Genomic DNA, 21461 nt, shown 5'->3' on the forward strand with positions numbered 1-21461 from the left:
AGTTTCCGTTGCTGGAGGCAAAGGAAATACCCATATCGGGCACGAACCAGCCTGCCAGCATTCTTCATGCGCCGGACTTGCCGCCTTAAGCGGCCAAGGGCTCTTTGCCCGGAACGCCGGCAGGCCAACGCAACGCTAACCCACGGCGCACGCCCCGCTAAAGATGCGGGGTATTCCAGGAGAAACAATGTCTGTAGCAAATCCCTCTCGCGACGATTTCGCGAGCATGCTCGAAGAATCATTCACCGCCGGCCATTCCGGCGAGGGCCAGGTTGTCCGGGGCACGATCACCGCGATCGAAAAGGACATGGCCATCATCGACGTCGGCCTCAAGGTCGAAGGCCGCGTGCCGCTGAAGGAATTCGGCGCCAAGGGCAAGGAATCCACCCTCAAGGTCGGCGACACGGTCGAAGTCTATGTCGAGCGCATCGAGAACGCGCTTGGCGAAGCCATGCTGTCGCGCGAGAAGGCTCGCCGCGAAGAGAGCTGGGTGCGTCTCGAAGAGAAGTTCACCAAGGGTGAGCGCGTCGAAGGCGTCATCTTCAACCAGGTCAAGGGCGGCTTCACCGTCGACCTCGACGGCGCCGTGGCGTTCCTGCCGCGCAGCCAGGTCGACATCCGCCCGATCCGCGACGTGTCGCCGCTGATGCACAACCCGCAGCCTTTCGAGATCCTCAAGATGGATCGCCGCCGCGGCAACATCGTGGTGTCGCGCCGCACCGTGCTCGAGGAGAGCCGCGCCGAACAGCGTTCGGAAATCGTGCAGAACCTCGAAGAAGGCCAGGTGGTCGAAGGCGTGGTCAAGAACATCACCGATTACGGTGCGTTCGTCGACCTCGGCGGCATCGACGGCCTGCTGCATGTCACCGACATGGCATGGCGCCGCGTCAACCATCCGACCGAGATCCTCAACATCGGCCAGACGGTCAAGGTGCAGATCATCCGCATCAACCAGGAAACGCACCGTATCTCGCTCGGCATGAAGCAGCTCGAGAGCGATCCGTGGTCGGAGATCGGCACCAAGTTCCCGATCGGCAAGAAGATCAAAGGCACCGTCACCAACATCACCGACTACGGCGCGTTCGTCGAGCTGGAGCCGGGCATCGAAGGCCTTATCCACGTTTCGGAAATGTCGTGGACCAAGAAGAACGTGCATCCCGGCAAGATCCTGTCGACGACGCAGGAAGTCGATGTCGTGGTGCTCGAAGTCGATCCGGCCAAGCGCCGCATCTCGCTCGGTCTCAAGCAGACGCTGGAGAACCCGTGGGAGGCTTTCGCTCGCAGCCATCCGGTCGGCAGCCAGGTCGAGGGCGAGGTCAAGAACAAGACCGAGTTCGGCCTGTTCATCGGCCTGGAAGGCGACGTGGACGGCATGGTGCACCTTTCCGACCTCGACTGGACCCGTCCGGGCGAGCAGGTGATCGAGGAGTACAATCGCGGCGACATGGTCAAGGCGCAGGTGCTCGACGTCGACATCGAGAAGGAGCGCATCTCGCTCGGCATCAAGCAGCTGGCCCGCGACACGGTTGGCGAAGCGGCGACTTCAGGCGAGCTGCGCAAGAACGCCGTCGTCACCTGTGAGGTCATCGGCGTCAAGGATGGCGGTCTGGAAGTGCGGCTGGTGGAAAGCGGCATCGAGACCTTCATCAAGCGCTCCGACCTTTCCCGTGACCGCGACGAGCAGCGCCCCGAGCGCTTCACCGTCGGCCAGAAGGTCGACGCCCGCGTCATCGCCTTCGACAAGAAGACCCGCAAGCTGCAGGTCTCGATCAAGGCGCTGGAAATCGCCGAGGAGAAGGAAGCGGTCGCCCAGTACGGCTCGACCGACTCCGGCGCCTCGCTGGGCGACATCCTGGGCGCCGCGCTGAAGAAGCAGGGCAGCTAATCGCCCTTTCGCACAGGCCCGAAACAAAACCCCGCCGGAGCGATCCGGCGGGGTTTTTCTTTGTCGGAAACTCGGACGCAGCCCGAGGATCGTCGGAATCAACTATGCGCCTTATGCGCGACCGTAGAGCGGCACCAGCGTGCCGCTCATCGCCTGGTTGGCGGGCGAGGCAAGGTAGGCGATGGCCTCGGCCGCCGCTTCGAGGCTGACCCATTTGCTGAAATCGGCATCCGGCATGTCGGCACGGTTGGCCGGCGTGTCGAGCGTCGAGGGGGCCACCGCATTGACCAGGATGCCCTGGTGCTTCAGCTCTTCCGCCATGGCCACCGTCATCGCCGCGACCGCTGCTTTGGAGGCGGCATAGGCGACCATGCCCGAGCCGCGGCGCGGATCAAGCCCGGCGCGTGCCGTCACATTGACGACGCGGCCGGCGGTGCCCGCCGCCAGCATCGAGCGCACCGCCGCACGGCTGCACAGGAACGCGGTGCGGGCATTGGTATCCATCATCTCGGCAAAGGAGGCGGATTCGATCTTCTCCACAGGCGCCTTGGCAAAGCCGCCGGCCAGATGGATCGATCCCCACAGGGCGGGAACCTGGGCATAGAAGGCTTCGACCTTGGCGGAGTCCGACAGGTCGACATTGTGTGCCAGCCTGACGTTCTCGTGGGTGGTGAAAGGGAAATGCGAAGGTGCCGCGGCATGGGCGTTCGGCACATGGCAGACCGCGCCCTCGCCCAGCAGCTTGCCGACGACCGCGCCGCCGAGCGCACCGGTCCCACCGGTCACAACGATGTGCCTGCCCTGAAGTGTTTCCGTCATCCTGGACCGCTCCTGTCTTTTTTTGATTATGTCGCTTGTTTCGCCGCGCCGACGCGAAGCGTCGCGCCTTTCGTGCGATCACTCAATTGATATCTCGACATGGCAGCCGTCGCGTCTTTGCATGTGTCGGGCAGCGGCGACCGTTGCCGCGCAAAAGCCAAGCCGGCGAATGACCACGATGCAGGTAGGAAAATCGACGCCGGCGTGAAGCTTCAATCGACCGTGATTTCGATGACGCGCGGCAACCCCGTTGCCCGGGCGCGCTTCAGCGCGAGTGGCAAGGCGCCGGTATCGGCGATCCGTTCGGCGCCGATGCCATAGGCCTCGGCCAGTTTGCAGAAATCCGGCGGTGCCGGGGACACGCCGACGGGTTCCACGCCGACGTCGAGCATCGAAGTCTCGATCTCGCGATAGCCCCTGTTATTCCAGACGACGAAGATAACGGGTGCCGCGGCATCAAGCGCCGCGCCAAGCTCGGGTAAGGTGAACTGGAAGCCACCGTCGCCGGTGAGGCAAACGACGGGCGCGTCGGGCATGGCGAGCGCCGCGCCCACCGCCGCCGGCGGGCCGTAGCCCAGCGCGCCGAAGCCGGTGGCGGCGTTGAACCAGCCGCCCGGCCGGTCGTGATCGTAATAGAGGTTGGCGGCGTAGACGGGCTGGGTGGAGTCGCCGACGATGATCGCGCCCGGCAGGGCGTCGCGGATGGCTTCCACCGCATGGACCTGCGCCGCATGGACGGGGGTCAGTTCGGCGCGAGCCGCCTTTCGCGCCGCCGCGGCGCGGTTCTTCCCGTCCTGCCTGCCCGCGTCGACCGAGCCGAGCGCGGCAAGCAAGGCTTCGATCGCCTCGGCGCAGTCGGCCTGGATGGCCACCGTCGCCGTACGGCGCGCCAGCTGATCGGCGCCGATGTCGATGCGGATCAGATTGGCCGGCAGGACAAATCCGCCATCGCCATAGCCGTCATAATCGGTCGGGCCGAACTCGGTGCCGGCGGCAATGACCAGATCGGCCTCGCCCATCAGCGCGCGGACGGCTTTCAGGCTGGGACTGGCCGGTACGCAGAGCGGATGGCGGTGGAGCAGGCCGCGCGCATTGGTCGTCTCGACGACCGGCGCGTCCAGCCTTTCGGCCAGGCGCCGCAGCGCATCCTCGGCACGCTTGGCGCCGCCGCCGGCCAGGATGAGCGGGAGCCTAGCCGCCGCACAAAGGTTGGCCGCCGCGGCGATGGCCGTCGCCCCGGCAGCCGGTGGCGCGGCGTTGCTCAGCACCGCCGCGATCCCATCGGCAGGCTTGACCATGACGTCGGTCGGAATCTCGATATGCACCGGGCCCGGTCGCGATGAGGAAAACAGCGCGAAGGCACGGGCGAGCGCGCCGGGCAGTTCGCTGGCCTCGGTGATGCGTTGCGAAAACAGCGCCACCTTTTCCATCATGCCGCGCTGGTCCGGCAGTTCGTGCAGGAAGCCCAGACCCTTGCCTAGCGTCGGCGTGGCGTTGACGCCCGAGATCACCAGCATCGGCACCGAATCGGCGCGCGCCTGTGCCATGGCGGTGATGGTGTTGGTCAGACCCGGGCCGGTGATGACGAAGGCGACGCCCGGCCGGCCGCCGGCGCGCGCATAGCCGTCGGCCATGAAGCCCGCGCCCTGCTCGTGGCGCGGCGTGACATGGCGGATCCTCGAACGCGCCAACCCGCGATAAAGCTCGACCGTGTGGACGCCGGGAATACCGAACACGGTGTCGACGCCATGCGCCTCGAGCAGTGAAATCAACGCTTCGCCAATGGTGGTCATTAGTGTTCTCCCCTTTCCGGCTCGAGGCCGAGCTCGGCTTCGACAGCCTTGATCCCAATCGCCGCCAATTCGCCGGGCGAGAACATCTCGCCGGCCAGGCAGCCTTCGATCCAGAGTCCGTCGATGATCGCGTTGATCGCGATGGCATGGTGGCGCAACTGGCTTGCGTCCGGCTTGCACTGTTCGGCGGCGAGCACTTCGGCCACAACCGCCTCCACCTCGTTGCGAAAGCCGAGATAGCCTTCGCGGTGGGCACGGGCCAGGGTCGGATCCGCACCGGCGCGGCCGATGAAGGTTGCCCAGAGCGAAAAAACCCGCGCGTCGATGATCGGCGCGTTGAGGTTGGCGGTGACGAAAGCCGCAAGGCGTTGCCGCGGCGAGGCATCTTCCATGACCAATGCTGCTTTCGCCTGCTCGGTCATGCGGCCGACCAGTGCCGTATAGGCCTCCTGCAGCAATTCTTCCTTGCCGGGGAAATAGTGCCGGATCAGCCCGGCGGTAACGCCGGCCCGCAATGCGATGGTGCGCAAGGTGGCGCCCTGCAGCCCATGTTCGGCCACGCTGTCCAGAGTCGCCTCGATCAGATCCTGCCGCCGCCGCTCCTCGCCCTCGCGACGGAACTTGCGGCGGGATGGCGCATTCATTGGCGCAGGATCGGCCGCGTCAGGCATGTCGGCCCACCTTCGCAGGCGATGCAGAGCGCATCCGCCTCGAAGACTTCAACCATGCAGCCCGCGGCCTCCATCGCGGCCTTGGTCTTGGGAAAGCCTGCAACGGCAATGACATTGAGCGGGCTGGTCGGCAGTACGTTAAGGCTGAGGCCGTTGGAAGCAGCGAACTCCTCGGCATCGCCTTCGACCAGCCGGATGCCGCGTGCCTTCAGCATTTGATAGAACGGGGCCGGCAAAAGCGGCGAATAAACCAGCGCGAGGTCGTCCGCCAACGGGCTGATCACCGACATCAGATGCAGGCACGCCTCTTCGCCCTGCCACAGCGGCAGATCAAAGCCGTAGACGGAAACGCCCAGCGGCGTCAGCAGGTTGGAAACCTGCTGGATGCCTTCCTGGTTGGAGCGGACACCGCGCCCGATCGCCACCGTGCGGGCGTCTACCCAGACACAATCACCGCCTTCGACCTGACCGGGAGCCTCGACGCGGCCGAGGATCGGAATGCCCAGCCTTGTGTAGGTTTCCTCATGCAGCGAGGGCTCCCTGGCGCGTAGTGGCTTACCCATGGACAGGATCAGCGCGCCGCGACCGGTCATCAGCGATGGGTCGTGCGTGAACACCGAATCCGAAAGTCCGTCGGCCTTGTCTTCGATCCATTCGATTTCAGCGCCGGAAGCCGCTACCAACTCAGCAAGGGCCGCGTGCTGCGAGGCAGCTTTCGCCGGATTGAACCCCGGGCCATAGTGCCAGGCAGATCTGTCGGCGTCGCGCATGGCGTTGGCCGCCGACCGCATCAGCACGCGCCGCAGCGTCGCCGCCATGGACTGTGATCCGAAAGCGCTCATCGGTGCCCTTTTTAGCTGAAAAAAATCGAGAAAATTTCATGAAAGGCTATTTATACACTTGCACAACAAGGCCGCAAGTGCCGTAATGAGCGGGATTGACGGGCTCGCGCGGTTGGGTCCATGCTGAAGTCTGGAGCGGGGCAGTACAGCGTATGTTGATTAGCCGGGTAGACGTTCGACGAGCTGCCATCGACTACACGGAGGTCACCTGTTGAGCACGGCGGGAGTTGCCGCAGCCCCATCCGGTGAGGCGCAAAATGGCGCCGCCGAAGCCATCCACGTCGAGAACCTGCACAAGAAATTCGGTGAGCTGCACGTGCTGAAGGGCGTCTCGCTGTCGGCGCGCGACGGCGAGGTCATCGCCATCATCGGCGGTTCGGGCTCAGGCAAATCGACGCTGTTGCGCTGCATCAACTGCCTGGAGAATCCGACCAGCGGCATCATTCGCGTCAATGGCGAGGAGATCAAGCTGAAGGCGGACAGCCACGGCCATACCGTGCCGGCCGACCGCAGGCAGATCGAACGCATCCGCTCCAAGCTCGGCATGGTGTTCCAGAATTTCAATCTGTGGAGCCACATGACGCTGATCGAGAACGTCATCGAGGTTCCCGTGCATGTGCTGGGCGTCAAGCGCGACGCGGCGATCGCCCAGGCCGAAAAACTGCTCGTCCGCGTCGGCCTCGCCGAAAAGCGGGATGTCTATCCGGCCTACCTGTCGGGCGGCCAGCAGCAGCGCGCCGCGATCGCTCGCGCATTGGCGATCAATCCGCGCGTCATGCTGTTCGACGAACCGACCTCGGCGCTCGACCCCGAACTGGTCGGCGAGGTGCTTAGAGTGATCGGCGATCTGGCGCGCGAAGGCCGCACCATGGTGCTGGTCACCCACGAGATGAAGTTCGCGCGCGAGGTCGCGACGCATGTCGTCTATCTCTACAATGGACTGGTCGAGGAGGAAGGCCCGCCGGAGCAGATCTTCGGCGCGCCCAGATCCGAAAGGCTCAAGCAATTCATTCGCAACATCGGCTAGCGAGGGCGGAAGAAAACCGGGAACCAACAACAAACTGGGAGTCGTGAAATGAAGACTGTTCTGAAGACGTTCGCCGCAGCGCTGCTGCTCGGCGTCGCCGCCATCGGCGTGGCCAAGGCCGATCCGGTCAAGATCGGCATCGCCGCCGAGCCGTATCCGCCGTTCACCTCGCCGGATGCTTCGGGCAAATGGGTCGGCTGGGAGATCGAGTTCATCGACGCCGTCTGCGCCGAGGAGAAGCTCGACTGCGTCATCACGCCCGTCGCCTGGGACGGCATCATCCCGGCGCTGACCACCAAGAAGATCGACCTCATCGTCTCTTCGATGTCGATCACCGACGAACGCAAGAAGACGATCGACTTCTCGGATAAGTACTACAACACGCCGACGGCGATCATCGGACCGAAGGACCAGAAATTCGGCTCCGCGCCGAACGATCTCAAGGGCAAGATCCTGGGCGTCCAGGTATCGACCGTGCATGCCGTCTACGCCAAGAAGCATTTCGGCGCCACGGCGTCGGAGATCAAGGAGTACCAGACGCAGGACGAGGCCAACAACGACCTTGCCGCCGGGCGCCTCGATGCGGTGCAGGCCGATTCCATCGCGCTTGGCGAGTTCCTCAAGACCGACCAGGGCAAGGCCTGCTGCGACCTGAAGGGCATGGTGGCTCCGGACGACGAAGTGCTCGGACCGGGCGTCGGCGCCGGCGTGCGCAAGGAAGACACCGAGCTGAAGGAAAAGATCAACGCCGGCATCAAGGCGATCCGCGCCAATGGCAAGTATGACGAGATCTCGAAGAAATACTTCGATTTCGACATATATGGCGGCAGCGGCGCGCAGTCGAACTGACGTGGCAGTGCCACGCAGTCGGACTGACGACCTTCGCATGGGCTGGAGGACAAGGCGCTGACGCCAAGTCCTCCAACCCGACCTTTCCCACGCACCCTTGCCGCCGGCGGCTTGCGCCGGCGGATTGAGCCAGCAATCCGGGGGCGAAGCTGATCGATTCATTTCTTCCGGCCTCTGCGGCCGGCATCATCGAACTCCTGTCGCCCGCGCCCGTCGGCTGGGGCGGGACGCTCATGCTTGGGCTGCTGCATTCGCTTGAGATCGCCGTCGGCGCCACGATCGTCGGACTGTTGATCGGAACCGGCGGTGCCTATGGCAAGCTTTATGGCGGCCCCGTGGTGCGCGACCTGCTGGCGGTCTACACGACCATCGTGCGCGCGGTACCGGAACTGGTGCTGATCCTGCTCCTCTACTACGCCGGTACCGACCTGATAAACCAGATGCTGACCGCCATGGGCTATCAGCGCGTCGACATCAGCGGGCTGGTGGCCGGCATCGCGGTGCTCGGTTTCGTCCAGGGTGCCTACTCGACCGAGGTCATACGCGGCGCCATCCTTGCCGTCCCACAAGGCCAGATCGAAGCTGCCCGCGCTTACGGCATGTCTCCCGGCCTTCTCTTGCGGCGCATCACGTTGCCGGCAATGCTGCCCTTCGCCATTCCAGGTCTCGCCAATCTGTGGCTGATCGCCACCAAGGATACGGCGCTGCTGGCCGTGGTCGGCTTCTTCGAATTGACGTTGGCGACGCGGCAGGCGGCGGGCGTCACCAAGGCCTATCTGATATTCTATCTCGCGGCCGGCATGCTCTATCTGGCCGTGACGCTGTTTTCGAACCTCGTCCTTGGTCGCGTCGAGAAATGGGCGCGGCGCGGCATGCCGTCGATCAAGGAGGCGCGCTGATGGCGAGCGAAGCGGCCATCATCAACAGCGCGGCTCGCGCCTCGCTCTGGCTGCAACCGCATCGCATCGTGCTGATCCTGATTGCGCTGGGGCTGGTGCTGTCCGCTGCGTTCTTCATGCGCTGGGACTGGCTGCCGCAATATTACGGCCTGGCCCTGCTCGGCATCTGGCGCGCGCTGTGGATCCTGGCCGTCACCTGTCTGTTGGGCTTCCTGATCGCCGTGCCGGTCGGATTGGCACAGGCTGGCGGCCCGATCTGGTTCGCGGCGCCGGCGAAGATCTTCTGCACCGTCATCAGGGGAACGCCGCTGCTGTTACAGCTGTGGCTGCTTTACTACGGGCTGGGTTCGTTGTTTCCGCAATATCCGTGGATCCGGGAATCCTGGATGTGGCCCTATCTCAGGCAGGCATGGCCTTACGCCGTCCTGGCGCTGACGCTCTCGTTCGCGGGTTACGAGGGCGAAGTGATGCGCGGCGCCTTTGCCGGCGTGCCGAAGGGGCAGCTCGAAGCCGCACGTGCGTTCGGCATGAGCCGCTGGAAGATCTTCCGGCGTATCTGGCTGCCGCAGGCCTTCTACCGGGCGCTGCCGACGCTGACGGGGGAAACCGTGCTGCAGTTGAAATCGACGCCGCTGGTGGCTACCATCAGCGTCATCGACATCTTCGCCGTTTCGTCGAAGGTCAGACAGGACACTTACCTCACCTATGAGCCCTTGCTGCTGCTTGCCTTGATCTATATGGCGATCACCGGCATTCTGGTCTTCGCCTTCGGCAGGATCGAGGCGCGGATTCCGAACAAGATCGGCTAGGGACCTAGTGAGTAGGGGTTAGTGAGTAGGAAGTGGCTAGCCGCCACCACCCATTGCTGACTACTCACTACTCACCACTCACTAAAGGCAGTCGCCATGCAACTCAGTCTCGAACAGGCAACCGGGCTGTGCCGCATGGCGGCGCTGGGTGCGGGCGCCAACGAGGAAGCGGCGCAATCGCTCACCGCCTCGATCATATCGGCCGAGGCGGAAGGACTCTCGACCGTCGGGCTGTCGCATTTCATCGACTATCTCGAAGCGCTGGAGGCCGGCCGCATCGACGGCAATGCCGAGCCGGTGATCACCCGGCCGGCGCTAGCAGTCTATCTTTCCGATGCGCAAGGCGGGCTGGCGCATACCGGCTTCGACCGCACGCTCGACGAGCTCGCCAAGGCGGCAAGACTGTTCGGCGTCGCCATCTTTTCGCAGAAGAATGCCTATACATGCGGCGCCCTCGGCTACTTTACCGGAAGGCTGGCAGCGCAGGGGCTAGTCTCCTTCGCCGCCACCAACGGTCCCGCCGTGCTTGCCGGTTCGGGCTCGGTCAAGCCGGTCTATTGCACCAACCCGATGTCCTTCGCCGCACCCGCCGCCGACGGCCCGCCGCTGGTCATCGACCAGTCATCGAGCGCCACCGCCTTCGTCAATATCCGCAAGGCGGCCGAGGACGGCAAGAAAATCCCCGAAGGCTGGGCGCTCGATGCCAGCGGCAATCCCACTACAGATCCGGCCGCAGCCATGAAGGGCGCCATGCTCGCCTTCGGTGGCCAGCGCGGCGCCAACATCGCGCTGATGGTCGAGGTGCTGGCGGCGGGTCTATCGGGGGCAAACTGGTCGCTCGATGCGCCCTGGTTCACCGGCGGCCCGGACAATCCCGGCACCGGCCTGTTCGTGCTGGCCGTCGAGCCCAAGCTGCTCGATCCGGATTTCGAGCAGCGGATGAAGGATCAACTCGATCGGCTGCGCCGGCGCTACGGCGTGCACATACCGGGCCGCTCCCGGGCCGAGGCGGCGGAGAAGGCCGCGGCACGGGGCATCAAGGTCTCCAAGGCCGTGGTGCAGCGCATTTCCGAATTCGCCGAGCGCTATTCGGCCTGAAATAAATTCTTCTTTTCAGCTCATCAGCCGCCGGCGCTTGCCCGCGGCATGGCCATGCGTGTTTTTTTCGCGCGCGGTCTGAACCTTTTCGAGCGTCGGGGCGACCAATGCTTGTCCAGGGCAGGATGAGCTTGCCGATCCAGACCGGGGAACAGCACGTCACATCGAAATCTGCTCCACGCCAAGGCATGGCCTTCGCGTCCCGGAGAAACCAACCTCAGTGAAAAGGAACCATCATGACCAGCACCAAGACCACCATTCTGACCGCCGTCCTTCTCCTCGGCTCGTTCATGGGCGCGACCCAGGCGGCCAACCTGAAGGCCGCGCCGGTCAAGCCGTCCAGTCCAGGCGTCATTGCCGCGCCGGGCGGCGGCGCTACCGAGGACCACTATTGCAAGAACGGTCACGCGAAATTCGCCAGTTGCAGCGCCGATTTCATCGCGGCCTGCAAGAAGGTCGGTGGCACCATGTCGGATGTCCAGGGCTGGGGTGGGCGTACTTGCTTCACGCCCTCCTGATACCGTCTCAGGTCAGGCCGCTCCGTTGGCCCCTGGCTTCGCATGGATGTCATCCGGAAAACCCCGCCTCGGCGGGGTTTTCTGCGTCATCCAAGGCGTTCTGAAGCGCTTTTGTCCCGACGCAATTCCCAAGCTCTTTTCCTGGGAAAGCCGCTTCACACTTTTCCTGGAATTGCTCTGAGAACCAGGGCGGCAGCGACGACGCGTCACCCTTTGCGTTTGACGCGAAACGGATTATGAAACGGCTTCAGCCAAGCTTTCGAGCGCCGGAGCCAGCCATGACCGAAATCCTGCAGACCCCCAAGCTCGTCGTCATTTTCGGCGGGTCGGGCTTTGTCGGCCGCCACGTGGTGCGGGCCTTGGCCAAGCGCGGCTATCGCATCAGGGTCGCCTGCCGCCGGCCCGATCTCGCCGGCCATTTGCAGCCGCTCGGCAATGTCGGCCAGATCCAGCCCGTGCAGGCCAATGTGCGCGTGCGCTGGTCGGTCGACCGCGCCGTGCAGGGCGCCGATCATGTCGTCAACCTGGTTGCCGTGCTGCATGAGAGCGGCCGGCAGAAATTCACGGCCGTGCACGAATTCGGCGCTCGCGCGGTGGCCGAAGCGGCACGCGCAGCGGGCGCCGGCCTGACCCATATTTCGGCCCTGGGCGCCGACCTGGAAGCCGCATCCAACTATGCACGCACCAAGGCGCTTGGTGAAAAGGCCGTTCTGGAGACGATCAAGGACGCCGTGATCCTGCGGCCGTCGATCAATTTCGGACCGGAAGATAGTTTCTTCAACCGCTTCGCCAACATGGCGCGTTATTCGCCGGCACTGCCGCTGATCGGCGGCGGCCATACCAAGTTCCAGCTGGTCTATGTCGGCGACGTCGCCGAAGCGGTGGCGCGCTCGGTCGATGGCAAGGTCAAGGGCGGTCATATCTACGAGCTTGGCGGCCCGCAGGTGCTTACTTTCAAGGAAAGCATGCAGGAAATGCTCGCGGTGATCGAGCGCAAGCGCCTGCTGGTTCCGGTGCCGTGGTGGGTGGCGAACCTGCAGGCGTCGATCCTGGGCCTCTTGCCCAACCCGCTGCTGACCAAGGACCAGGTGCTGCAATTGCGCGAGCATAATGTCGTGTCGGAGGAGGCTGCCAAAGCCAACCGCACGCTCGCCGGCCTCGGCATCCAGCCGCAGGCGCTCGGCACGATCCTGCCAAGCTATCTCTGGCGTTTTCGCGCGGCCGGTCAGTTCCAGCGCAAACCGGCGGTCTGAACATAGGCCGACGGCGGGCGATTACAGGCGCGAAGTGATCCGCATGGGCAGCCCGCCTTGCGGCTGGGTGGTCAGCTTCTGGACCGGCCACGGCCTGGTTTGCGCGATGGAATCGAAGCGGAAACGCGACAGCAGGACGGCGAGCGCGATGATCGCTTCCTGCATGGCGAAGCTGGCGCCGATGCAGACGCGCGGCCCGGCGCCGAACGGCAGATACTGAAAGCGGTCGATCTTTTCGCGGTTTCCCGGATGGAACCGCTGCGGCATGAACGCGTCCGGCCTGTCCCACAGCTTCCTGTGACGGTGGACGACCCAAGGCATGACCAGCACGGCCGCGCGCCTCGGGATGTGGAGATCCCTCCAGTTCTCCGGCTCGATCGGCTCGCGGTTGATCGACGGCGCCGGCGGATAGAGCCTGAGCGCCTCGTCGAAGGCGGCGCGGGTGAGCGGCATGGCGTCCAGCCATCTGGTCGGATCGGGCTCGCGCGCCAGCACGGCATCGATCTCGCGCTCGATCTTTTCCCGCTCCCATGGCGCCTCGGCCAGGCAATAGAGCGTCCAGCCCAAGGCTCGCGCCGTGGTCTCATGGCCGGCACCGATGAAGGTGATGATGTTGTCCTCGACTTCCGAGCGTGTCAGCCCGTCCGGCCCCTCGGCCTTGAGCAGGAGGGTCAGGAAATCCTGCGGCACGGCATCGGCATCGCGCCTGAGTCTCTGTTCGCGTATCTTGACCGTATTGCTGACGATCTTGCGGAAATAGGCCATGGTCTTGCGGCCGCGGATGCGGGTAAGCCGCGGCAGCCATTCGGGCGCGCGCAGCAGGTCTAGCGGATCGACGCGGCCCATGGTCTCGAACAGCCGGTCGATCTCCTTGGCGAAACTGCCCGGCTCCCCCGCGATTTCCCCGGAGAACAGCGTCTCGGCCAGGATGTCGTAGGTCAGCAGCGTCATGTCGTGGGCAATGTCGGAGATGCCGCCATCCTCGTAGCGGGAGGCGAATTCAAGCGTGCGCTTGAGCATCGGTCCCGCGAAACCAAAGATGTGACGCGGCGTGAACACCGGCGCCATCGCCTTGCGCGAACGCTTCCAGACCTCGCCTTCGGCCGTCAGCAAGCCGTCGCGCAGGATCGGCCGCAGGATGAGCTGGCGCACCGTCGCCATCTTGTAGTTCCTGGCATTGTCGACCAGGACATGGCGAATGAGGCCCGGGTCGTTGGCGATGACCAGCGGTCCGCCGACGCCGTTCACCGAGATCCAGGGCTCGTTGTAGGTCGGCTCTCCCCACAGCTCGAGCGGGTTGCGGTAGACGATGCGCATCATCTCCAGCGTCGAGGGCGGCGATGTGCGCGGCCTCGGCGCCGGCGGAACGAAGGGGGCGGGCTGAGTGTCCATGGCTGCTCCGCTGGCAAGCGCGTCGCGCTAGTCCTTGCCTCCGTTCAATGTAGTGACTGACGCACGGCGCGTCCATGTGGCCTGACGGTAAAAGCCCGTGCCCCGACGGGACGGAGCGATGCTCCCATCATCCGATTGTGACCGCTCGCCAAACGGCGCGGTCTTGTCCATGACGGCGCTCTGCCGTAGGTCACAGTCACCAACAGATACCGTCAATCGAAGGAGCCCGCCTTGAAGCACCAGTTGAACATCATCATCGGCAGCACCCGGCCGGGCCGGGCCGGGCCGGTTTTCGCTCACTGGCTGGAGCGGTTCGCGCGCGAGCACGGCAAGTTCGAACCGGTGCTGACCGACATCGCCGCTTTCGATCTGCCGGTGCTGGACGAGCCGCACCATCCCAGGCTCGGCAACTACCTGAACGATCATACCAAGGCCTGGTCGAAGGCCGTCGATGCCGCCGACGCTTTCATCTTCGTGGCACCGGAATATAATTACTTCGTCGCACCGGCCATCGTGAACGCGATCGACTATCTCTCGCGCGAATGGAAATACAAGCCCGCCGCCATCTTCAGCTATGGCGGCGTTTCCGGTGGCCTGCGCGCAGCACAGGCGCTCAAGCCGCTGCTGACCTCCGTCGGCGTCATGCCGGTTCCGGAAGGCATCGCGCTGCCGCTGTACCAGAAGCTGCTGGGGACCGACGGCTCCTTCGAAGCGAGCGAGCAGGTGCAGGGCGGGGCAAGAACCATGCTGGAGGAGTTGCTGCGCTGGAGCGAGGCGCTGAAGCCGATGCGCGCCGGCTGATGCAAGCCGGCTCGCCCGCGCCGTAGACAGGCGGAATGTCGGCAAACGACCGAACGGTGGGCGGTTCGGCCTGCGTTTGCCATGCGCTTTGCTGCCGGTGCTTTTTGATCGCCGTCGTCGCGGCGGCGGAAGGCACTTGCGCAAGCTCTGGCGGCTGGCGACCCTGCCAATGCCGAGCGGGCAGAAGGGGCAGCCGGCGCCAAGATAGAAGTTCACGATCAAAATTCCTGCGCGACCGGCTGGCTAAGGTCAAAGCCTCTCGCCAATAGCTGGCCAACGGTGCGCTTTTCCGCCCGGAAATGCCTGCAAACCTTGGAAAAACCACCTTTAACGCCTATATCTAGGCAATATTGAAAGCGCGATTCGGGGGCGATTTTTCGCGCTCCACCAGCCGCCTCTAGACAACAGGTTTTCATGAGCGACCAGACTGAGAACGCCAACGGCGCCGAAGCCGAATACGGCGCAGATTCCATCAAGGTTTTGAAGGGCTTGGATGCCGTCCGCAAACGGCCCGGCATGTATATCGGCGACACCGATGACGGTTCGGGCCTGCATCACATGGTCTATGAGGTCGTCGACAACGCCATCGACGAGGCACTGGCCGGTCATGCCGATCTCGTCACGGTGACGCTCAATCCCGACGGTTCGGTCACCGTCATCGACAATGGGCGCGGCATTCCCACCGATATCCATCCCAGCGAAGGCATTTCGGCAGCCGAAGTGATCATGACGCAGCTGCATGCCGGCGGCAAGTTCGACCAGAACTCCTACAAAGTGTCCGGCGGCCTGCACGGCGTCGGCGTCTCTGTGGTCAACGCCCTGTCGGCCTGGCTGAAGCTCAAGATCCGCCGCAATGGCAAGATCTTCGAGATGAGCTTCACACACGGCAATGCCGACGCGCCGCTGAGCGTTACCGGCAGCTATGAACAGGACAAGCAGCCCGGCACCTATGAAGGCCGCAGCGGCAGCGAGATCACCTTCTTTCCGTCGTCCGAGACCTTCACGATGGTCGAATTCGATTTCGGCACGCTGGAGCATCGGCTGCGCGAGCTTGCGTTCCTGAATTCGGGCGTGCGCATCGTGCTGACCGACGCCCGCCACGCCGACGTCGTGCGGCATGAGCTGCACTATGATGGCGGCCTGGAGGAATTCGTCAAATATCTCGACCGGGTCAAGAAACCGCTGATCGACAAACCGATCGCCATCAGGGCCGAGCGCGACGGCATCACCGTCGAAGTGGCCATGTGGTGGAACGACAGCTACCACGAGAATGTGCTGGCCTTCACCAACAACATCCCGCAGCGCGACGGCGGCACCCATCTCGCCGGTTTTCGCGGCGCCCTGACGCGTCAGATCACCGGATATGGCGATTCCTCGGGCCTGACCAAGAAGGAAAAGGTCTCGCTGATCGGCGACGATTGCCGCGAGGGGCTGACGGCAGTGCTGTCGGTCAAGGTTCCCGACCCGAAATTCTCCTCGCAGACCAAGGACAAGCTGGTCTCCTCGGAAGTCCGGCCCGTGGTCGAAGGGCTGGTCAACGAGGCGCTCGGCACCTGGCTCGAAGAACATCCGAGCGAAGGCAAGGTCGTGGTCGAGAAGGTGATCCAGGCCGCGGCGGCGCGCGAGGCCGCGCGCAAGGCGCGCGACATCACCCGCAAGACCTCGCTGGGCGTCACCTCGCTGCCCGGCAAGCTTGCCGACTGCCAGGAACGCGATCCGGCGAAGTCCGAGATCTTCATCGTCGAGGGCGACTCGGCCGGCGGCTCCGCCAAGGGCGGCCGCTCGCGCCAGAACCAGGCCATCCTGCCGCTGCGCGGCAAGATTCTCAATGTCGAGCGCGCCCGCTTCGACCGCATGCTCAGTTCCGACATGATCGGCACGCTGATCACCGCGCTCGGCACCTCGATCGGCAAGGACGAATTCAACGCCGACAAGCTGCGCTACCACAAGATCATCCTGATGACCGACGCCGATGTCGACGGCGCGCATATCAGGACGTTGCTGCTCACCTTCTTCTTCCGGCAAATGCCGGAATTGATCGAACGCGGCCATCTCTATATCGCCCAGCCGCCGCTTTATAAGGTGACGCGCGGCAAGAGCTCGCAATACATCAAGAACGAAAGCGCGTTCGAGGAATTCCTGATCGGCTCGGGACTGGAAGAAGCCTCGCTCACGCTCGGCTCCGGCGAGGTTCGCGCCGGACAGGACCTGCGGGCGGCGATCGACGATGCGCTCGCGGTGCGCCAGCTCATCAACGGCCTGCACACGCGCTACAACAGAGGCGTCGTGGAGCAGGCGGCGATCGCCGGCGGGCTCAATGCCGACGTCGTCGCCGATCTTGGCCGCGCCAATGCGATGGCGGAGCGGATTGCGCAACGTCTCGACATCATTGCCGAGGACACCGAGCGCGGCTGGACCGGCCGGATGTCGACTTCGAATGAGGGTATCGGCGGTTATGTGTTCGAACGCACGGTGCGCAGCGTCAAGGAATACGCCCATCTCGATATGGCGTTGATCAATTCAGCCGATGCGCGACAGCTCGACCGCTACGCGCAGCGGCTCAGCGACGTCTATGGAGCGCCGCCCGTGCTGCGCCGCAAGGATGTCTCGGAACCCATCTCGGGACCGTTGGCACTGCTCAACGCGGTGTTCGCGACCGGCCGCAAGGGCCTGACCATGCAGCGCTACAAGGGCCTGGGCGAGATGAACGCCGAGCAGCTTTGGGAAACCACGCTCGATCCGAACGTGCGTTCGCTGCTGCAGGTCAAGGTAAACGACGCCACCGACGCCGACAGCCTGTTCTCGCGGCTGATGGGCGACGAGGTCGAGCCGCGGCGCGAGTTCATCCAGGACAACGCGCTGTCGGTGGCCAATCTGGACATTTAATCCGGAGTCATCCCGGGACCATTGGCGCGCGTCGGTCGCCAGTGTTTCCGTTGCGAGATTCATTCGAACCGCCGGAACGGAAGCTTCTTTCCAGCATTGTGACAGTATCGATCACAATTCCTGGCGAAGGAGGCTCCCATGGGACGCGGCATCTTGCTCTGGTTACTCGGGGTTCCAATCCCGATCATCCTTCTCATCATGCTTTTCGCGCGATAGGGGGCTGTCATGCAGTCCACCCTGTCGATCACGGATGATCCCGGCGCGGTGGAATCGTCCGCCACCGCTATCAGCTGGGGTCCGATCATCGCCGGTGCCTTCGCCGCCTCGACATTGACCTTCATCCTGATGCTGCTCGGCTCCGGCCTGGGGTTGAGCATGGTCTCGCCATGGTCGGGCTCAAGCGCCTCTATCACCAGCTTCGCGGTTTCGACCGCGGTCTGGCTGATCGTCGTGCAATGGCTGTCATCCGGCCTCGGTGGCTATCTTGCCGGCCGGCTGCGCACCAAATGGGTGGGCGTGCATACCGACGAGGTTTATTTCCGGGATACGGCTCATGGCTTCCTGGCATGGGCGCTGGCGACGCTGCTGGTCGTCGGCGTACTCGGCTCGGCGCTGTCGGCGGCTGTGGGTTCCGGCGTCCAGGCTGTATCCAGCGTGGCCGCCGGCGCCGCCCAGGGCGCTTCGGCCGGTGCATCGGCCAATGCAGGCGGGGCATCGACGGACAATGCCACATCCTATCTGGTGGACTCGTTGTTCAGGCCGGCGGACGCGGCGAGACTGGCGGCAGCCAATCCGCAAAACGACGCGGCGGCGGCGGCGCAGGCATCGCGCATCCTGGTCGCCAGCGCTGCGGCTGGCGAGGTTTCGCCCGAGGACAAGACATACCTGTCGCAGCTGGTCGCGGCACGCACCGGCCTGTCGGAAGCAGACGCCAAGACGCGTGTCGATACGCTGCTGGCAAAGGCGCAGGACGCCAAGGCCAAGGCCCAGCAGGCGGCCGATACCGCCAGGAAGGCGAGCGCCACATTTGCGCTTCTCGGCGCCCTGTCGCTGGTCATCGGCGCCTTCATCGCCAGCGCCGCGGCCGCCCTCGGCGGCAGGCAGCGCGACGACGAGGAGGCCGTGTTCCTGACCAGCCGTTGAACATCGTCCCAAGTCCAAAACTGAAGAAGCCCGGAGAGCCGGGCTTCTTCATGCGGACGATCTGACCGAGTCAGTGATCCATGGCCTTGACGATTTCCTCGGTCATCTTCTTGGCGTCGCCGAGCAGCATCATGGTGCCGTCCTTGTAGAACAGCGTGTTGTCGATGCCGGCATAGCCGGAGCCGAGCGAGCGCTTGACGAACAGGCAGGTGCGCGCCTTGTCGACGTCGAGGATCGGCATACCGTAAATAGGTGAGGACTTGTCGTCCCGCGCGGACGGGTTGGTGACGTCGTTGGCGCCGATGACATAGGCGACGTCGGCCTGCGCGAATTCGGAATTGATGTCCTCGAGCTCGAACACTTCGTCGTAAGGCACGTTGGCTTCGGCCAAGAGCACGTTCATGTGGCCCGGCATGCGGCCGGCCACGGGGTGGATGGCGTATTTGACGTCGACGCCATTGGCCTTGAGCTTGTCGGCCATCTCGCGCAGTGCGTGCTGGGCCTGGGCGACGGCCATGCCGTAGCCAGGCACGATGATGACCTTCTGCGCGTTCATCATCAGATAGGCCGCATCGTCGGCCGAGCCCTGCTTGACCGTGCGCTCGATCCCATCATCAGCGCCCGCGGCTGCGGTCTCACCACCGAAGCCGCCGAGGATGACGGAGATGAAGGAGCGGTTCATGCCCTTGCACATGATGTAGGACAGGATGGCACCCGACGAGCCGACCAGGGCGCCGGTGATGATCAGCGCCAGATTGCCGAGCGTGAAGCCCAGAGCCGCGGCCGCCCAGCCGGAATAGGAATTCAGCATCGACACCACCACCGGCATGTCGGCGCCGCCGATCGGGATGATGAGCAGCACGCCCAGCACCAGCGATGCGGCAACGATGAGCCAGAAGACGAGCTTCGATTCGGTGGTGACCAAAAGCACGATCAGCACGACCAAGGCGATGCCAAGCGCGATGTTGATGAAATGGCGGCCGCCGATCATGATCGGCTTGCCGGACATGCGCCCGTCAAGCTTGAGGAAGGCGATGACCGAGCCGGTGAAGGTGATGGCGCCGATGGCCACACCCAGGCTCATTTCGACCAGCGCCTGGGCGTGGATGTCGCCCGCCGTGCCGATGCCGAAGCTTTCCGGCGCATAGATGGCGGCCGCCGCCACCATGACGGCGGCAAGGCCGACGAGCGAGTGGAAGGCGGCGACCAGTTGCGGCATCGAGGTCATGGCGATGCGCCTGGCCGTGACGGCGCCGACGCCGCCGCCAATGGCAAGGCCGAGCACGATCAGGCCGAAGCGTCCGGCCGATGGCGTGGCCAGCGCCAGCGTGGTGGCGATGGCGATGCCCATGCCGATCATGCCGTAGAGATTGCCCTGCCGGCTGGTGGTCGGGTGCGACAGGCCGCGCAGCGCCAGGATGAACAGAATGCCGGAGACCAGATAGAGGAAGGAGGCGAGATTGACGGTCACGTCACTTGTCCTTCTTCTTGTACATTGCCAGCATGCGCTGGGTGACGAGGAAGCCGCCGAAGATGTTGACCGACACCAGCATCAGCGCGACGAAGCCGAAGCCCGCGGCGACGCCCGAGGCGGCAATGCCGACGGCAAGCAGCGCGCCGACGACGATGACCGAGGAGATGGCGTTGGTGACGGCCATCAGCGGCGTGTGCAGCGCAGGCGTCACCGACCAGACGACGTAATAGCCGACGAAGATCGCCAGCACGAAGATGGCCAGGCGGAAGACGAAGGGATCGATGGCGCCGCCCGACAGCGCCTGCGCGGCGTCGCCGGCCGCCTCAGCGCCTCCGGGAGCATTTGCCAGGTTCTGCACCGCCAGCCGGACGGCAGCACTTGCCTGGTCGAGCTGGTCGAGGGCTTTCTGCAAGGTCTGGTCCATCACGCGGTCCCTTTCGGCTTGGGCGAGGGCGACTTTGGCGAGGGCGACTTGGGCGGCGGGGGCGACTTGGGCGGCGAGGGCTTGGATGCGGCAGCTTTCCTGGGCGCGGCTTTCTTGGGCGCCGAAGCATCAGCGACCATTGTGCTGGCCGGGATCGCCGGCGGTTCGATATATTGGCCCTTTGGCGGCTGCTGGTCGGCCTTGGCGAAGGCCGGATGGACGATCTTGCCGCCGTCGGTCAGCATGGTCGCCTTGACCAGGTCGTCATCGCGGTTGATGGCAAGCGTCTTCGTCGCCTTGTCGACCAGGGTCTCGAGGAAAGCAAAAAGGTTCCTGGCGTAGAGCAGCGAAGCGGAGGCCGCGACGCGGCCCGGCACGTTGAGATGGCCGACGATCTTGACGCCGTTGGCCGTCGTCACGACCTTGCCAGGCACAGCGCCCTCGACATTGCCGCCGCGCTCCACAGCAAGATCGACGATCACCGAACCAGGCTTCATCGAGGCGACCATGTCAGCCGACACCAGCCTCGGCGCCGGGCGGCCGGGGATCAGCGCCGTGGTGATGACGATGTCCTGCTTGGCGATGTGCTCGGCGGTCAGCGCCGCCTGCTTGGCCTGGTAATCCTTGGACATCTCCTTGGCGTAGCCGCCGGCGGTCTCGGCCGCCTTGAACTCTTCGTCCTCGACGGCGAGGAACTTTGCGCCAAGCGAGGCGACCTGTTCCTTGGCGGCGGGGCGCACATCGGTCGCGGTGACGACCGCGCCGAGCCGGCGCGCTGTGGCGATCGCCTGCAGGCCGGCGACGCCGACGCCCATGATGAACACCTTGGCGGCAGGAACAGTGCCGGCCGCCGTCATCATCATCGGCAGCGCCCGGTC

The 21461-nt window shown here is 64.5% G+C and carries 18 protein-coding genes and 1 pseudogene; 11 read left to right on the forward strand and 8 right to left on the reverse strand.

What is annotated here, in order from left to right; genetic code table 11:
* Nucleotides 1-187 precede the first annotated feature (187 nt).
* Nucleotides 188-1885 carry a 30S ribosomal protein S1 gene (rpsA, locus tag FJ942_RS10040; RefSeq protein WP_140497246.1) on the forward strand — a complete coding sequence of 566 codons (1698 nt, stop codon included), beginning with the start codon at nucleotides 188-190 and terminating at the stop codon, nucleotides 1883-1885.
* Between the two features lie 111 nt (nucleotides 1886-1996).
* Here the strand turns inward: rpsA and FJ942_RS10045 are convergent, their stop codons facing one another.
* From FJ942_RS10045 to FJ942_RS10060, 4 genes are all read right to left on the reverse strand, one after another.
* On the reverse strand, nucleotides 1997-2704 hold the full coding sequence (locus tag FJ942_RS10045; protein WP_140497248.1) for an SDR family NAD(P)-dependent oxidoreductase: 708 nt from the start codon (nucleotides 2702-2704) through the stop codon (nucleotides 1997-1999).
* A gap of 212 nt (nucleotides 2705-2916) precedes the next feature.
* Entirely contained in the window at nucleotides 2917-4497 is a 1581-nt protein-coding gene (locus FJ942_RS10050) for a 5-guanidino-2-oxopentanoate decarboxylase (RefSeq protein WP_140897601.1), read from the reverse strand.
* Nucleotides 4497-5168 (reverse strand): TetR family transcriptional regulator C-terminal domain-containing protein, encoded by a 672-nt coding sequence (locus FJ942_RS10055; protein ID WP_140497252.1) that lies wholly within the window; start codon nucleotides 5166-5168, stop codon nucleotides 4497-4499. The genes FJ942_RS10050 and FJ942_RS10055 overlap by 1 nt, the downstream gene beginning before the upstream one ends.
* On the reverse strand, nucleotides 5138-6010 hold the full coding sequence (locus FJ942_RS10060; RefSeq protein ID WP_140897603.1) for a dimethylarginine dimethylaminohydrolase family protein: 873 nt from the start codon (nucleotides 6008-6010) through the stop codon (nucleotides 5138-5140). Before FJ942_RS10060 ends, FJ942_RS10055 begins: the two co-directional genes overlap by 31 nt.
* A gap of 211 nt (nucleotides 6011-6221) precedes the next feature.
* On the opposite strand from FJ942_RS10060, the gene FJ942_RS10065 reads away from it, so the two are divergent.
* From FJ942_RS10065 to FJ942_RS10095, 7 genes are all read left to right on the forward strand, one after another.
* The gene (locus FJ942_RS10065) at nucleotides 6222-7037 is read left to right on the forward strand and encodes an ABC transporter ATP-binding protein (RefSeq protein ID WP_140497256.1); all 816 of its coding nucleotides are present in this window, start codon (nucleotides 6222-6224) and stop codon (nucleotides 7035-7037) included.
* A gap of 48 nt (nucleotides 7038-7085) precedes the next feature.
* Nucleotides 7086-7886 carry a transporter substrate-binding domain-containing protein gene (locus FJ942_RS10070; RefSeq protein WP_140897605.1) on the forward strand — a complete coding sequence of 267 codons (801 nt, stop codon included), beginning with the start codon at nucleotides 7086-7088 and terminating at the stop codon, nucleotides 7884-7886.
* 233 nt (nucleotides 7887-8119) lie between these two features.
* The gene (locus FJ942_RS10075; RefSeq protein ID WP_140497260.1) at nucleotides 8120-8785 is read left to right on the forward strand and encodes an ABC transporter permease; all 666 of its coding nucleotides are present in this window, start codon (nucleotides 8120-8122) and stop codon (nucleotides 8783-8785) included.
* Nucleotides 8785-9594 carry an ABC transporter permease gene (locus FJ942_RS10080; RefSeq protein WP_140819102.1) on the forward strand — a complete coding sequence of 270 codons (810 nt, stop codon included), beginning with the start codon at nucleotides 8785-8787 and terminating at the stop codon, nucleotides 9592-9594. The genes FJ942_RS10075 and FJ942_RS10080 overlap by 1 nt, the downstream gene beginning before the upstream one ends.
* 96 nt (nucleotides 9595-9690) lie before the next feature.
* Nucleotides 9691-10692 (forward strand): Ldh family oxidoreductase, encoded by a 1002-nt coding sequence (locus tag FJ942_RS10085; RefSeq protein ID WP_140497264.1) that lies wholly within the window; start codon nucleotides 9691-9693, stop codon nucleotides 10690-10692.
* A gap of 236 nt (nucleotides 10693-10928) precedes the next feature.
* Nucleotides 10929-11210 carry a hypothetical protein gene (locus FJ942_RS10090; RefSeq protein ID WP_140512869.1) on the forward strand — a complete coding sequence of 94 codons (282 nt, stop codon included), beginning with the start codon at nucleotides 10929-10931 and terminating at the stop codon, nucleotides 11208-11210.
* A gap of 278 nt (nucleotides 11211-11488) precedes the next feature.
* The gene (locus tag FJ942_RS10095) at nucleotides 11489-12463 is read left to right on the forward strand and encodes a complex I NDUFA9 subunit family protein (RefSeq protein ID WP_140819100.1); all 975 of its coding nucleotides are present in this window, start codon (nucleotides 11489-11491) and stop codon (nucleotides 12461-12463) included.
* Between the two features lie 21 nt (nucleotides 12464-12484).
* Here the strand turns inward: FJ942_RS10095 and FJ942_RS10100 are convergent, their stop codons facing one another.
* Entirely contained in the window at nucleotides 12485-13855 is a 1371-nt protein-coding gene (locus FJ942_RS10100) for a cytochrome P450 (RefSeq protein WP_140819098.1), read from the reverse strand.
* Between the two features lie 231 nt (nucleotides 13856-14086).
* Here FJ942_RS10100 and FJ942_RS10105 point away from each other — a divergent pair, with 231 nt between their 5' ends.
* From FJ942_RS10105 to FJ942_RS10115, 3 genes are all read left to right on the forward strand, one after another.
* On the forward strand, nucleotides 14087-14656 hold the full coding sequence (locus FJ942_RS10105; protein WP_140897607.1) for an NADPH-dependent FMN reductase: 570 nt from the start codon (nucleotides 14087-14089) through the stop codon (nucleotides 14654-14656).
* 414 nt (nucleotides 14657-15070) lie between these two features.
* Nucleotides 15071-17542, forward strand: a complete 2472-nt coding sequence (gene gyrB, locus FJ942_RS10110; protein ID WP_140512864.1) for a DNA topoisomerase (ATP-hydrolyzing) subunit B — start codon at nucleotides 15071-15073, stop codon at nucleotides 17540-17542.
* A 225-nt stretch (nucleotides 17543-17767) separates the two neighbouring features.
* Entirely contained in the window at nucleotides 17768-18685 is a 918-nt protein-coding gene (locus FJ942_RS10115; protein WP_140497276.1) for a hypothetical protein, read from the forward strand.
* Nucleotides 18686-18755: 70 nt separating this feature from the next.
* Here FJ942_RS10115 and FJ942_RS10120 read toward each other — a convergent pair whose 3' ends face one another.
* The 3 genes and pseudogenes from FJ942_RS10120 to FJ942_RS10130 all read right to left on the reverse strand — a co-directional run.
* Nucleotides 18756-20156: an NAD(P)(+) transhydrogenase (Re/Si-specific) subunit beta gene (locus FJ942_RS10120; RefSeq protein WP_140512860.1), complete on the reverse strand. Its 1401-nt coding sequence runs from the start codon at nucleotides 20154-20156 to the stop codon at nucleotides 18756-18758.
* Nucleotide 20157: 1 nt separating this feature from the next.
* The gene (locus FJ942_RS10125) at nucleotides 20158-20583 is read right to left on the reverse strand and encodes an NAD(P) transhydrogenase subunit alpha (protein ID WP_140580588.1); all 426 of its coding nucleotides are present in this window, start codon (nucleotides 20581-20583) and stop codon (nucleotides 20158-20160) included.
* Nucleotides 20583-21461: pseudogene (locus FJ942_RS10130) on the reverse strand (NAD(P)(+) transhydrogenase (Re/Si-specific) subunit alpha); the annotation flags it as partial. The gene FJ942_RS10125 and the pseudogene FJ942_RS10130, both read right to left, overlap by 1 nt.

The organism is Mesorhizobium sp. B2-4-2 (assembly GCF_006442845.1).
In the GTDB taxonomy this organism is placed as follows: domain Bacteria; phylum Pseudomonadota; class Alphaproteobacteria; order Rhizobiales; family Rhizobiaceae; genus Mesorhizobium.